Annotated in this window: 13 protein-coding genes; 3 read left to right on the plus strand and 10 right to left on the minus strand. The window is 55.4% G+C overall.

Annotated elements, in window-relative coordinates; genetic code table 11:
• Positions 1 to 270 precede the first annotated feature (270 nt).
• The 7 genes from ABLU67_RS13330 to ABLU67_RS13360 all read right to left on the minus strand — a co-directional run bounded on the left by ABLU67_RS13330 (position 271) and on the right by ABLU67_RS13360 (position 6,807).
• Positions 271 to 1,623, minus strand: coding sequence for an LLM class flavin-dependent oxidoreductase (locus ABLU67_RS13330; RefSeq protein ID WP_025108422.1), 1,353 nt, complete (start codon positions 1,621 to 1,623; stop codon positions 271 to 273).
• A 46-nt stretch (positions 1,624 to 1,669) separates the two neighbouring features.
• Positions 1,670 to 2,569: an ABC transporter substrate-binding protein gene (locus ABLU67_RS13335; protein WP_025108423.1), complete on the minus strand. Its 900-nt coding sequence runs from the start codon at positions 2,567 to 2,569 to the stop codon at positions 1,670 to 1,672.
• Between the two features lie 41 nt (positions 2,570 to 2,610).
• Complete coding sequence (locus ABLU67_RS13340; RefSeq protein ID WP_014229784.1) at positions 2,611 to 3,279, minus strand: ABC transporter permease; 669 nt, start codon at positions 3,277 to 3,279, stop codon at positions 2,611 to 2,613.
• The gene (locus tag ABLU67_RS13345) at positions 3,279 to 3,908 is read right to left on the minus strand and encodes an ABC transporter permease subunit (protein ID WP_048262552.1); all 630 of its coding nucleotides are present in this window, start codon (positions 3,906 to 3,908) and stop codon (positions 3,279 to 3,281) included. Before ABLU67_RS13345 ends, ABLU67_RS13340 begins: the two co-directional genes overlap by 1 nt.
• Positions 3,901 to 4,989 (minus strand): ABC transporter ATP-binding protein, encoded by a 1,089-nt coding sequence (locus tag ABLU67_RS13350; protein WP_048262569.1) that lies wholly within the window; start codon positions 4,987 to 4,989, stop codon positions 3,901 to 3,903. The genes ABLU67_RS13345 and ABLU67_RS13350 overlap by 8 nt, the downstream gene beginning before the upstream one ends.
• Before the next feature lie 178 nt (positions 4,990 to 5,167).
• The gene (locus tag ABLU67_RS13355; RefSeq protein ID WP_014229781.1) at positions 5,168 to 5,854 is read right to left on the minus strand and encodes an RluA family pseudouridine synthase; all 687 of its coding nucleotides are present in this window, start codon (positions 5,852 to 5,854) and stop codon (positions 5,168 to 5,170) included.
• Positions 5,855 to 5,913: 59 nt separating this feature from the next.
• A complete protein-coding gene (locus tag ABLU67_RS13360) occupies positions 5,914 to 6,807 on the minus strand; it encodes a LysR substrate-binding domain-containing protein (RefSeq protein ID WP_004851947.1) in 894 nt (297 codons plus the stop codon).
• Between the two features lie 315 nt (positions 6,808 to 7,122).
• Here ABLU67_RS13360 and pckA point away from each other — a divergent pair, with 315 nt between their 5' ends.
• Both pckA and ABLU67_RS13370 read left to right on the plus strand, forming a co-directional pair.
• Entirely contained in the window at positions 7,123 to 8,763 is a 1,641-nt protein-coding gene (gene pckA / locus ABLU67_RS13365) for a phosphoenolpyruvate carboxykinase (ATP) (protein WP_254539967.1), read from the plus strand.
• Between the two features lie 233 nt (positions 8,764 to 8,996).
• The gene (locus ABLU67_RS13370; RefSeq protein WP_014229779.1) at positions 8,997 to 9,491 is read left to right on the plus strand and encodes a hypothetical protein; all 495 of its coding nucleotides are present in this window, start codon (positions 8,997 to 8,999) and stop codon (positions 9,489 to 9,491) included.
• A gap of 78 nt (positions 9,492 to 9,569) precedes the next feature.
• Here the strand turns inward: ABLU67_RS13370 and ABLU67_RS13375 are convergent, their stop codons facing one another.
• Complete coding sequence (locus tag ABLU67_RS13375) at positions 9,570 to 10,097, minus strand: lipocalin family protein (protein WP_014229778.1); 528 nt, start codon at positions 10,095 to 10,097, stop codon at positions 9,570 to 9,572.
• 238 nt (positions 10,098 to 10,335) lie between these two features.
• Here ABLU67_RS13375 and uraH point away from each other — a divergent pair, with 238 nt between their 5' ends.
• Entirely contained in the window at positions 10,336 to 10,746 is a 411-nt protein-coding gene (gene uraH, locus ABLU67_RS13380) for a hydroxyisourate hydrolase (protein WP_014229777.1), read from the plus strand.
• Positions 10,747 to 10,998: 252 nt separating this feature from the next.
• Here the strand turns inward: uraH and ABLU67_RS13385 are convergent, their stop codons facing one another.
• Together ABLU67_RS13385 and ABLU67_RS13390 are read right to left on the minus strand one after the other, a co-directional pair.
• Positions 10,999 to 12,075 carry a porin gene (locus ABLU67_RS13385; protein ID WP_048262544.1) on the minus strand — a complete coding sequence of 359 codons (1,077 nt, stop codon included), beginning with the start codon at positions 12,073 to 12,075 and terminating at the stop codon, positions 10,999 to 11,001.
• A gap of 55 nt (positions 12,076 to 12,130) precedes the next feature.
• A complete protein-coding gene (locus ABLU67_RS13390) occupies positions 12,131 to 13,525 on the minus strand; it encodes a M20 family metallopeptidase (protein ID WP_064358149.1) in 1,395 nt (464 codons plus the stop codon).
• Positions 13,526 to 13,533 lie beyond the last annotated feature (8 nt).

The following is a 13,533-nucleotide window of genomic DNA, read 5'->3' on the forward strand; positions in this document are numbered from 1 at the left end:
CTGTCCGGGCTTGTATGATTACTCCGTCAGAAAGAACCGGCCAGTTCTCTCTGATGGCGGTCCGGATGCCGTGTCCGGGCTACCGATCCGCAGGCGGTTGTGAACCCGTAGCCCGGCTAAGCGCAGCGCAAGCCGGGGAGAAACCGCACCGAGGTTTCAGACACAGCACCTTCCCCGGAGGCGGCGCGTTGCGCCTGTCCGGGCTACCGATCCGCAGACGGTTGTGAACCCGTAGCCCGGTCAGCGCAGCGCCACCGGGGAACAGCCGCGCTATGAAGCCAGCGGTTTGCCATCCCCGCGGGCGAAGCGGTTTTCGACGACCGGCAGACCCAGCTTCTCGCGCAGCGTGCCGGTCGGATAGCGATCCCGCATCGCGCCGCTGCGCTGCAGAATCGGCACTACCTGCTCAACGAAGCGGTCGAAGTCCCCCGGCAGCAGCGGGAACATCAGGTTAAAACCATCGGCGGCGCCGGCGCGCCAGGTTTCCGTCAGCGCGCTGGCGATCTCCTCGGCGCTGCCGATGAGCAGCCAGCTATCGGAGCTTTGCAACAGCAGCTTGCCCAACGCCAGGATCGTCAACTGCGGATCGTAATCACGAATCAGCCTGAGGGCGGTGCGGATCCCATCAAAGGTCTCTTCCTCCGGCAGCGGCGGCAGCGGTTGGTCGACGGGATATGCGGATAAATCCATGCGCAGATAGGAAGAGAGCAGGTCGATGGCCATCTGGTCGCTCATTAGCTGCTCGTTAAGCCGCTGGCGCTCTTCCTTTTCCGCGTTTGAATTCACCACCACCGGTAAAACGCCGGCGATGATTTTGAAATGCGCCGGATCCCGGCCGTGGCTGCGCAAACGCTGGTTCATCTCTTCGCGGTAGGCCAGCCCCTCAGCGATAGATTTGATAAACACAAAATGCATATCTGACCAGGCGGCGGCGAGGTTTTTACCCGCCTCCGACGAGCCGGCCTGCACCAGGACCGGGTGCCCCTGCGGCGGGCGAGGGACGTTCAGCGGCCCGCGCACGCGGAAGAACTCGCCCGCGAAATCAAGATGATGCACCTTGCTGGAATCGGCAAACAGCCCGCTGGCTTTGTCATAGCGCACCGCGCCGTCTTCCCACGAGTCCCACAGCTGAGTGACCACATCAATAAACTCACCGGCGCGCTGGTAGCGGCTGCCGTGCTGCGGCAGGTGGTCAAGGCCGAAGTTGGCCGCCTCCTCCTCCAGCCATGAGGTGACGATATTCCAGCTGGCCCGCCCGTTGCTGAGAAAATCGAGGGAGGCAAAATAGCGGGCGAGATTATAGGGCTCGTTATAAGAGGTGGACGCCGTGCCCATCAGGCCGATATGTTCCGTCACCGCCGCCAGCGCCGAGAGGAGAGTGATGGGCTCCAGCCGGGCGTTAGCGTAGTGGGTTAAGCCGCTGGGCACCGTGTCCCAGATAGCGATATGGTCGGCGATAAAAATGGCGTCGAGCGTCGCGGCCTCCGCTTTACGGGCCAGATCGGCATAGTACTTGAGGCTGAAAATTTCCTTCTCCGGCGCCTGCGGGTGACGCCAGGAAAAGCGGTAGTCACCCTGGGGATTGAAGAAGAAAAGGTTCAGGATCATAGGATTATTTGGCATTTTCTCGGCTCAGTTGGAGGTGATGCCTTCCCTGGCATGGCGGCAATCAGTTGCCGTTGAGGTGCGTTTTGACCCACTGTTCGGCCACCGCCGCCGGATCTTTATGCTGCAGATCGACCTGCTGGTTAAGTTCGATCAGCGCGGCGTTGTTCAGCTTGCCGGAGACCTCATTGAGCACTTCGCTGATTTTCGGCGTCAGGCTGGCTTTGCGCACCAGCGGCACCACGTTCTGGCTCGGCTGCTCATGCTTATCATCCTCCAGGACCACCCAATCCTCTTTCGCGAGGTTGCCCTGAGTAGAGACGACCGTGGCGACGTCGATTTTGCCGGAGTTCAGCGCCAGACGGGTCAGCGGCCCGCCCATATCCAGAGATTTCACCGCCTTAAATTCAAGCCCGTAGACGCGCTTAAGGCCCGGCAGGCCCAGGGCGCGCACCGGGAATTCCGGCGGGCCGCCGATAGTCAGCTGATGTGCCACGGGCTGCAGGTCGGAAAGCTTGCTGAGGTGATATTTTTTTGCCGTTTCCGCGCGCACGGCCCAGGCGGTAATGGACGAGGCCGGGGAGGGGGTAAGCAGCGTAAAGTCCGCCGGCAGCGCTTTGGCTAACTCAGCGCTAACGTCGCTCTGGCTGGTAGCCAGCGTTTTGCCGTCATAATAGTTCAGCAGGGCACCGAGATATTCCGGAACAATATCAATTTCGCCGCTCTGCAGCGCCGGAATAATAATCTCGCGATTGCCGAGATTAAGACGGGTTTTCACCGCAATATCGTTTTTCTTTAGCGCGCTGGCGTAAATATTGGCAAGGATTGAACTTTCGGTGAAATTCGCTCCGCCAATGGTGACGTCCTGCGCCAGGGCGTTAAAACTTAAGCTTAATAATCCCGCGGTGAATACCGAAAGACGCAAGCGGCGACGATGCGCGGAAATGCTAAATAGCTGCTTCATAATACCTCTTTACCTGCAGGTGGTTTTTTGTTGTTGGGAAATTAATTTATTTGCGTGACCGGCGCCGGAACGATGCGCCGGGAGAGTAATGAAAAAAGCAGCTCGCAGCCGATGGCCAGCAGCGATACCACTAGCGAACCGGCAATGACCTGGGGAATATCGCGCTGGCCAAGTCCGTCGATCAGAAAGCGCCCGAGGCCGCCAAGGCCGGCGTAGGCGGCGACGACGGCGGTCGCGATCAGCTGTACCAGCGCGGTCCGCAGGCCGGCGAGTATCAGCGGCGCGGCGAGCGGTATCCGCAGCTGCCACAGGCTCTGGAGTGGCGTCATGCCCAGCGCTTTTGCCGCATCGCACAGCTGACGGTCGGCATGATAAATGCCAACCCAGGCGTTGGTGAGGATCGGCGGAATCGACATCGCCACCAGCGCGGTAAAGACCGGAATATCATTAAAGCCAAACACAATAATGCATAAAAGAATTAAACCTAAAGAGGGAATGGCGCGACCAATATTAAACAGATTAATAATCACAAACGCGCCCTTGCGCCAGTAGCCGAGAATAATCCCCAGCGGCAGCGCAATCGCCGAGGCAACGACGATGCTGATCAGCACATAATAAAGATGCTCGCGCAGGCGAAGTAATATTCCCGCATCGCCTGTCCAGTGCTGCGGTTGTAATAACCAGTGAAATGTTGCTTGCAGGATATCCATTAGCGGGCCCACGGCGTTAGCCAATAGCCGACGCGGGCAATCAGCGAATCCAACAGCAGAGATAGCGCAACGCTGAGCACCAGGCTGACCGCGATAGGCGTGACAAAGTTCTGGTTAAACCCGGCTAACAGAAGCTGCCCGAGACCGCCCTGGCCAATTAAGGCGGTGACCGTCACCAGCCCGACCAGCGTCACCGAAGCGATGCGTAACCCGGCGAACAGCGAGGGCAGCAGCAGATGCAGCTCTATATCGACAAAACGAAACCAGCGGGTATAGCCCAGCGCGCGCGCCGACTCCAGCACCGTCGCCGGGAGTTTCTCTATTCCGGCGATAACGTTGCGCAGCAGGATCAGCAGCGAGTAGAGCGTCAGGCCGATGATTGAGGTCATCAGCGACAGTCCGGTAAACGGCAGTAATAGAATAAACAGCGCCAGAGACGGGATGGTGAACAGTATCCCGCACAGGTAGATCAGCGGCTGGGCGGCCGCGGGCCAGCGCAGCGTCAGGCTAATCAATACGCCGGTGAAGAGGGTGCCGAAAAACAGCGAAACGATCACCAGCTGTATATGCTGCCAGAGCAGTTCACCGATCATGATTTTGTTGTCGAGGATCCACGGCCAGTCAATCATAGCGGCGAAGATCCACGCGGCCTTCCAGCACGTTCTGCAGCAGAGCGTGGGAGATACTGCCCTGATATTCACCGTCGGTATCGACATGAACCACTACGCCGCCGGGCGCATCCAGCAGTGCGCTGTAGGCAAAGCGCAGCGTGTTGATGGCCGCCAGCGGCGCGTCGACCGGCAGCGTGCGGCGCTTAACCGGATCGAACCAGTTCAGCGGACGCCGTTTTTTGTCCAGCACCAGGCGCAGCGGACTGGCGACCGGCGGATGCGGGCTGGCGATGGGGGAGAGGCTCTCATCAATAAGCGGCACGTCATGGCGCGGGAGCTGTCCGACCTGAATTCTCCCCAGCCGCTGCAGATTCGGTTCGGGGCCGATAAAACGGCGCACAAAGTCGCTGGCCGGATGCGACAAAATATGGTCAGGCGTGGCGAACTGCGCCAGCTCGCCGCCCTCCTGGAAGATAGCGATTCTATCGCCAAGGCGAATCGCTTCATTGATATCATGGGTCACCAGGACGATCGTTTTGCGCAGGCGCTGTTGCAGCAACAGCAGCTCGTCCTGCAGGCGCTCGCGAACCACCGGGTCGATGGCGGCGAAAGGTTCGTCCATCAGGAGAATAGGCGGATCGGCGGCCAGCGCTCTGGCGATCGCTACGCGCCCCTGCTGGCCGCCGGAAAGCTGGTGCGGATAGCGGGGCAGGACGTTGCGGTCGAGAGACATCAAATCCACTAATTCGTCGATGCGCGCCTGGATATGCTTTTTGCTCCAGCCGAGAAGGCGCGGAACCGTGGCTATATTTTGCGCGACCGTACGATGCGGAAAGAGGGCGGCGCTTTGCATGACAAAGCCAATTTGGCGGCGCACCTGAATAATATCGGCAGCGGCAAGCTTAACGCCCTGAACGTATACGTCACCGGCGTCAGGAATATCCAGCTGATTAATCATCCGCAGAATGGTTGTTTTTCCGCACCCGCTGGGGCCAACGAAAGTGCACAGTTCGCCGCTATTAATCACCAGGTTAAGGCCGCGAATAGCCGCATGCGCGCTGCCGGGGTAGGTCTTGCGAATATTATCGAGTTTAATCATAAAGCCGTTGCGCCCTGAATGTTCTTTCATGAAAAGCATGAATAGAGCACAAGCTACAGAGGCGGTGATTAACGAGCAAATATGATATTTGCATTTGCAATGCCGCGATTCGAATTAAAGCGGCGACGTCAATCAGCGTGCGGGAGAGATTCGGTAAAAGGGCTGGCGAGCGGGCGAGTTAAAACCCGCTGGGGCTTATCGCATCGATCCGCTCTCCGCTAACCGGATGCACGAAATGCAGTTCGCTGGCGTGCAGCATCAGACGCGGCGCCTGTTCTGTTCCCGGAAGCAACAGACCGCCGTACAGATCGCAGCCCAGAATAGGGTGGCCAAGCCACTGGCAGTGGATACGCAGCTGATGGGTGCGGCCGGTTTCCGGCGTCAGCTGGACCCGCGTCACCGGCACGCTACCTTGATAGCGCAGGCGCTCAACCACCCGATAGCCGGAGCGGGCAGGCTTGCCGCGGCGCGGGCAAATCGTCATCAGCGGAAACAGCGCCGGATCTTTGGCTATCGGAGCGTCAACGGTTCCTTCATCATCCGCCAGATGCCCGCACAGCAGCGCGCTGTAGACTTTGCTCACCGCACGCTGGCTGAACTGCTGGCAGAGCGCGGCGTTGATGGCCTTGTTGCGCGCAATCACCATCAGTCCGGAGGTGCCGAAATCAAGACGATGCGCCAGAGTGCAGCCGGGAAACCGCTGTACCAGCCGATAATGCACCGAGTCGAGATTACGCGGATTTTTCCCCGACAGACTCAGCAGGCCCGAGGGTTTATCGATCAGCAGCAGATGGTCATCCTCGTAGAGGATGTCGATTTCAGCGTGGCACGGCGGGGCGATAAAGGTATCGATAATCGTAGACATCAGGCTGCACGGAGAGGGAGTGGATGCGGATGATAGCGAATTTCCCGCCGCCATGCGAGTTATGCGGTCACGGTATTCATAGACTTAATATGCTGCCAGAAGCGCTCGGCTGACTGGTTGAGCCGCGCGCCGGAGCGGTAAATATAGGCGCCGATCGGCAGCGACAGGCTCTCATCCATAATCGTCAGGCGGCCCTCCTCAAGCTCGCGCTTGATAGAGTACTGCGGCAGCCAGCCCACGCCGTCGCCGTTGAGGATCATGCGTTTTAATAGCTCGCTCATCGAGGAGACAAAGGTCAGCGAGAAGGTGATCTCCGGCTTGCGGTCGATCACCTGATTCACCTGGCGCCCCATATAGCTGTCGTTGGCGTATTTCATCAGCGGCAGCACCCCGCGGTGTAAATGAAAAAGCGGCCTGCCGTGTTTATCGCAGGGAGAAACGAGGTGCAGCGCCGAGTCAAAAATTTTGTGATTGATAAACGGATAGTTCATCAGCTCTTCATTATAAAATGACAGGATAAAATCACTTTTGCCTTCTTTCAGGTTGAACACCGCATCGTTGACGTTAATCGATTCAACATGAAAAGTTTTATTCTTTCGGTCGGTATAACCGGCGATGATTTCCGGAAGTAATAAAACGGAAAGCGACGGCGCCGCGTCGATTCTTATTTTCTGGGTGGTGTTGTTCAGCCCTTTAATTCGGCTAATCTGGAAGTCCATGTCGTCGAGCATATTTCGCGCATAGCCGACAAAAATCTTCCCGCGGTTGGTCAGCTGCAGCGGGTTTGCCGAACGGTCGAAGATGCTGAAGCCCAGCGACGCCTCGAGCGCCTGGATGCGGCGGCTGAAGGAGGACTGGGAAATATTGCGGCTTTTTGCCGCCAGGGTAAAGCTTCTGGATTCCTCAAGGGCAATCACATCGTAAAGCCATTTTACTTCAAGATTCGCCAGCACCGATCCGTTCCTCTGCCCTGCAATAATAGCTATGCAATTTTAGCATGACGTATAGAAACTATGCAATTAACATAATTATCTACAGGTGTTAACATTTTTTGCAGAGTTAGCTTATGACTTATTCGTGCAAACGATATTTCTAAAGTTCAGGCGACACCCTACACGAGCACGATTTTACATCGCCGGCTCTGGTCTGTTCATCCTGTTTATTTAATTTCACGATGGTTTTTTTATTAAAATAAATCCATCCGCTTAGCTGACAGGTTGAAATACCCTAATAGCATCTTATCCAGCCAATAGTTTGTCAGGAGTGCCATGTCACGTATTGAATCAGTAAAAGACGCTCTTCTTTCGCTCGGTATTCAGGAGAGCAGCGAGCTGTTTTATAACCCCGATTACGACTTGCTGATTGCGCATGAAACCAGCCCGGAATTAACCGGCGCGGCGCGCGGCGTCATGACCGAGTCCGGGGCCGTTGCCGTGGATACCGGGATCTTTACCGGGCGCTCGCCGCGCGACAAATATATTGTCAGGGACGATCTGACGCGTGACACCGTCTGGTGGGCCGACTCCGGCCTTGGCCGCAACGACAATAAGCCGCTATCCACCGAGATATGGGCAGATCTGAAGGCGCTGGTCGCCGGACAGCTGAGCGGCAAGAAATTATATGTCGTTGATGCGTGGTGCGGCGCCAGCCCGGCAACGCGCCTGGGCGTCCGCTTCGTCACCGAAGTGGCCTGGCAGGCGCACTTTGTCAAAAACATGTTTATTGGGCCGAGCGCAGAGGAGCTGGCTGAATTTACGCCGGACTTCGTCGTCCTCAACGGTGCGGGCTGCACCAACGATAAATGGCAGGAGCAGGGGCTCAACTCCGAGAACTTTGTCGCGTTTAACCTGAGCGAAAAAATTCAGCTTATCGGCGGCACCTGGTACGGCGGCGAGATGAAAAAAGGCCTCTTCTCGGTGATGAACTATCTGCTCCCGCAGCAGGGCATCGCCTCGATGCACTGCTCGGCGAACCGCGGTGAAGCGGGGGACGTGGCCCTGTTCTTCGGTCTTTCCGGCACCGGTAAGACCACGCTTTCCACCGATCCGCTGCGTCAGCTGATCGGCGATGACGAGCACGGCTGGGATGATGACGGCGTGTTCAACTTCGAAGGCGGCTGCTATGCCAAGACGATTAATCTTGACCCGCAGGCCGAGCCGGAAATCTATCGCGCGATTCGTCGTAACGCGCTGCTGGAAAACGTGGTGGTCAGAGCCGATGGCAGCGTGGATTACGCCGATGGCAGCAAGACCGAAAATACCCGCGTCTCTTATCCGCTATCGCATATTGAAAACATCGTGAAACCGGTGTCGCGTGCGGGCCATCCGTCGAAGGTGATTTTCCTTGCCGCCGATGCCTTTGGCGTCCTGCCGCCGGTATCCCGTCTGACGACCGAGCAGATGCAGTATCACTTCCTGTCTGGCTTTACCTCGAAGCTGGCCGGTACCGAACGCGGCATTACTCAGCCCACGCCAACGTTCTCTGCCTGCTACGGCGCGGCGTTCCTGCTGCTGCACCCGACGCAGTACGCCAGCGTTCTGGCGGCCAAAATGGCGGAGGCCGGCGCCGAGGCCTGGCTGGTTAACACCGGCTGGAACGGCGAAGGCAAGCGCCTTTCGCTGCGCGACACGCGCAATATCATCAGCGCGATTTTAAACGGGACCACCGGCGAGCTTCGCGAAGAAACGGTACCGGTATTCGGTCTCGCTATCCCGCAAAGCGTGCCTGGCGTGGACAGCGCGCTGCTTGACCCGCGTAGCGGCTGGCCTTCTGCCGACAAATGGCAGGAGAAGGCCGAGAGTCTGGCGCAACTGTTTATGGATAACTTTAAGCAATATACCGATACCGATGCCGGCGCGCGGCTGGCGTTAGCCGGCCCAACGCTGACAAAATCAGCCGTCACCGCCTAAACTCTTTTTTCAGTGACCAACCCGGGCAGCCGCCCGGGTTTTTTACGTCAGCCCTCGCCGGGGGAGTGGCGCAGGAACTTGACTCTGCCTGGTTAGCGATTATAAATAAAGGGATGCAGGGCTAAGTATTGGGGCTAAATAATTTCATGACATCATTGTTATGAGAATTATCCTGGCAACCCTGCGGCGATGACTTCCCCGATACGCTGATATTAATAAATAAAGGAATGACTATGAAACTCTGGAGTAAAACGCTGATCGCTTCTGCCGTTTGCTTAATTCTCGCCGGCTGTGATGATTCATCAAAAGTTGATGCAAATCTGGATAAAGCAAAAGATAACGCGCAGCAAATTAAAGAGGCGGCGTCCGATAAAGCCGAAGCAATTAAGGATGAAGCGGATAAACACATTGATGCGATAAAAAAACAGGCGGCGGATGAGGCGAACAATCTCAGCAGCCAGGCCTCCAGCATCAAGGCGGAAGCGGATAAAAAAGCGGAAGCTATTGCTCAGCAAGCCCAGGCCCAGGCTGATGCCGTGAAGCAGGATGCCCGGCAGAAAAGCGACCAAATCGTGCAGGAAGCGGGAAAAATTAAAGACAGCGCGATTGTTGATGCCAATAACCTGGCCAACGATGCGGCGAATAAAACCAAAGAGATTAAAGAGAGTATCGCTCCCGCTAAAACCGCAGAAGAGGCGGCCGACTCCAGCCAGCCGTCATCGCACTAATTATTTATCCTCTTCCAGCCTTATCGCCACACTATCTTCAGCTCGTTGGTTCGCTGAAGATAGTGTGGATTCAGCCTGTTACCCGTGGTTCACCCAGACTAATTTTTCTACCGGGAAGCCGAGATCCCGCGCGATGCGCAGATACTCCTGCTTAATGGATTCCGGGATGGTCGGCGTGCGCGACAGGATCCACAGATAGCCGCGATCGGGACCGCTGACCAGCGCATACTGATACTGGCTATCCAGGGCGATCACGTTGTAGCCGCCGTAAAACGGGCCAAAGAAGGAGACTTTCAGCGCGGCGGTGGTTGGCGCTGCGGTAAAATACGCTTTACCTTCGCTCTCGCTCCATTTCTGTTTCCGCGGATCGTAACCGCGGTTAACCACGCTGATGCCGCCATCGCTGCGCTGACCATACGTTGCGGTAACCCGCTCAAGGCCGCGTTCAAAACGATTTTCGAGCCGGGCAACCTCATACCATTTCCCCAGATAACGGCTTGCGTCAAAGTTATTTATCGGCTGGACCCCCTTGGGCGGAGTGGGGGATTTACAGGCGACAAGCGTCAGGGCGATAGCCACACCCGTCAGAACTGGCCATATCTTCATGTGAATTCCTTTTGTGAACGCGGAGGAAAATAAGTATAGCGCAAGCGCGCGGGCCTTTATTCACGCCCCAGGGATGCACCTTATATTCAGATAATTCTATCACTTCGAATGGGCTGTTGCCCTGCTCGCTATTTTCCTCGTCCTGCTTCCGTTAAGGCGATTATCACAAAAAGTTGAATATATTTTAGCAGCCCGGGTGCTAACGTTTGAACGTTATTATTCACAACGGGAAAACATCGTGAAAAAATTATCCAGTCTGATTCTGTTATCTGCTATGTCCGTCGCTCCAGCCGCATTTAGCGCCCCCGTCGGGACGCTCAGCGTACATATTCTCAATCAGCAGACGGGTCTGCCTTCATCGGGCGTGACGGTTACTCTTGAAAAACAGCAGGCGAATAAATGGACAGCGCTGGCCACCGGCGTCACCGACAACGATGGTCGTATTAAATCGCTCTATCCAGCTGAAGGGGATATGCAGCCGGGGATTTATAAAGTGACCTTCAAAACCGGCGATGACTTCAGCAAACAGAAACTGGCCTCGTTTTTCCCGGAGATCCCGGTTCTCTTCACCGTCACGCGCACCAATGAAAAGCTGCATATTCCACTGCTGCTCAGCCAGTATGGTTACTCCACCTATAAAGGCAGCTAATCGCTACGTCCATTCTGAATAAGCAAAAAGCCTGCGCGCAAGCAGGCTTTTATCGGGCGACTATCGGGAGATAGCCGTGCTGAGTGATTCTGCTGGAGGATCCTTAAAAATCCTCTTCTCTGGATTATTATCTGGAAGCGTGCTATCAACCGCATCCCCTGTCGGGGATTATGGCGCAGAAGATCTTGCACATTAAAAACCAGAAACAGGTCTGGGCTCGTTGACCGGACCTGCTTGCGTGGCGGCTGGATATTAAAACTGCCAGGTCATGCCAACGCCAAAAGTGTCGTCGGTCGAAATACTGAAAGGCGTATTTTTATCCAGCTGATTTATTTTGTAATCGACATAGGTAAAGAAATTCTTGTTCAGGAACCAGGACAGGTTAATATCGAGATATTTCATTAAATAGATATCACCGCTATTCTCGATATCTTTTCCTCGCGACTGGAACCAACCAATGCCGGGAATAATGCCGTTATCAAAAACATAGCGGGTATAAACTTCGAAGTTTTCACTTTTATTCGCATAGCCATAATTTTTGATAGGTGTAATATTATATCCTTGAGAATATTTTACCGCCGCATAAAGACTGCCAGAATCGTATTTAAAACCGGTAGCCCACATTTCCGCGTGCTTACCACCACCGTAGGCCAAAGCCTCCTGTTCCGCCGTGCGTCGTGAGTTGCCGTAAGCGGCCAGCAGAGAGCCGCCCCAGTCGAAATCGTAGCTAACCGATGCGCCTGCGCCATCACCGTTAGAACCATAGACTGAACGGCTGCTATTGTTACTCCCGGATCCGTTCTTTCCCTGATATTGCAGAGCGAATTTAAGGTTATCGTTCAGGCCGAAGAAGTTGGTGTTACGCCAGGTTAACAGCCCGTTGGCTCTGCCCGTAAGAAAGCCATCGGTATAGCTATCGGTCATGATGTCAAAGATTGGCGCATAGTCGGTTATGCTGGCGACGTCATAGAGCACGCCGGAATTTCTTCCATAGTCGATGGAACCCAGGTCAGCGTATTTTAACCCGGCATAAGCATAGCGGGTTTTGGTACCGTCTGAACCGTCAGATTCCGCGCGATTTCCCTGAATATTATATTCCCATTGACCAAAGCCGGTGAGCTCGTCATTAATTTTAGTCATGCCCTTAATACCTAATCTGAAATAGGTATTATCGCCATCAATGGTTGTGTCATCGCTAAAATAGTGGCGAGCACGAATGCTACCATATAGATCTAATTTATTGCCATCCTTATTATATATTTCTGCCGCAGGGGCTGCTGCGGACGTAAGAATAACCACCGCAAGCAGTGTGTTTTTATACATTTTCATTTTTAGCGCCTCATCATTTTAGAATAAAGGCGGTATGGAACCGCCTTTGCATTAGTTATCTGTTTAGTGAGCGTGGCCTTGCGTCTTGAGGAATTAGCGAGCGGTACTCTTCGTGGTCTCTTTGCTCAAGGTGTTCTTCCTTCGCTTGTGAAATGATCGCTGGGGTGGTGAGAACGCGAATTGCCGAGGCGGCCATCACACGACCAGCCAGCAGCAGCCCCTTGTGGGCGTAGGAGGTTTTTCCCTGGGTAACCATCTGCCATGAGTGCGGTGGTGTGCCCCAGGCGCAGGTGGTGATATAGACCTGGCCGACAGGCAGCAGCCAGCTCACGTCACCAACGTCCGTTGAGCCATTGAGGAAATCAGGTTCCTGGCGAAACGGCGTGATGTCTTCGGATAGCGTGCGGCCCCTTTTGGCGACTTTGCGCTTTTCTTCCTCAGAAAAGGTCTCTTGTATCGCCTGGGCGAAGGCTTTTTCTTCAGGGCTAAAGGTGACCGGGCCAGTTTTGAGCAACTCTTCGTTCATTACGCTGGCGAGGGTGACGTTAGGGATAAGATCGGCCGAGGCCGCATCAAATTCAATGGTGACTTCCGTTCCGGTCATCAGCGCCGCGCCGCGAGCGACATCGTCAACGCGCTGAGTGATTTCTCGAACTTCCTGCATTTTGGGTGAGCGTACTTTGTACAGAACATGGGCCTCAGACTGCACCACGTTTGGCGCGTTGCCACCCGCGTTGGTGATGGCGTAGTGGAGCCGCGCTTCAGGAATAATATGTTCACGCAGGAAATTGGCCCCAACGTTCATCAGCTCAACGCCGTCAAGCGCGCTGCGCCCCATGTGCGGACTGAATGCTGCGTGGGTGCTTTTGCCTTTAAACAGATATTTCACCTGGTTAGTCGCAAGCATTCTGGCGTTGTAGGCCAGATTCTCGTCCCACGGGTGCCAGGTGAACGCGACGTCAACACCGTCAAACAGCCCGGCACGCGCCATATAGGCCTTGCCGCCGCCGCCTTCTTCAGCCGGGCAGCCAAAGTATTTCACCGTTCCCGCCAGGCCGAGTTCTTGCATACAGGCTTTGGTCGCTAGCGCAGCTGCCAGCGCACCTGCGCCAAGAAGGTTATGCCCGCAGCCGTGGCCGTTTCCCGCAGCGACGACGGGAGAAAAAATATCGCAATTGGCCTGCTGGCTTAATGAGGGCAGGGCGTCATATTCGCCGAGAAAAGCAATGACCGGTTCGCCGCTGCCGTAGGTGGCGACAAACGCCGTATCGATGCCACCAGCCTTTCGTGTGACCTGAAAGCCATTGTCTTCAAGCGCTTGCGCCATCAGTTCAGCAGACTGCGCTTCTTCATAGCGCACTTCGGCAAATTCCCAGATCTTGTCGCTAACGGCGGTAATACGTTCACGTTGTTGTTCAATCGTACGTTCAATAATCGATAAGTAGTTCATCGTTTCTC

Origin of the sequence: Klebsiella sp. GN_Kp190, from assembly GCF_040061795.1 — a bacterium.
Lineage (GTDB): Bacteria > Pseudomonadota > Gammaproteobacteria > Enterobacterales > Enterobacteriaceae > Klebsiella > Klebsiella michiganensis.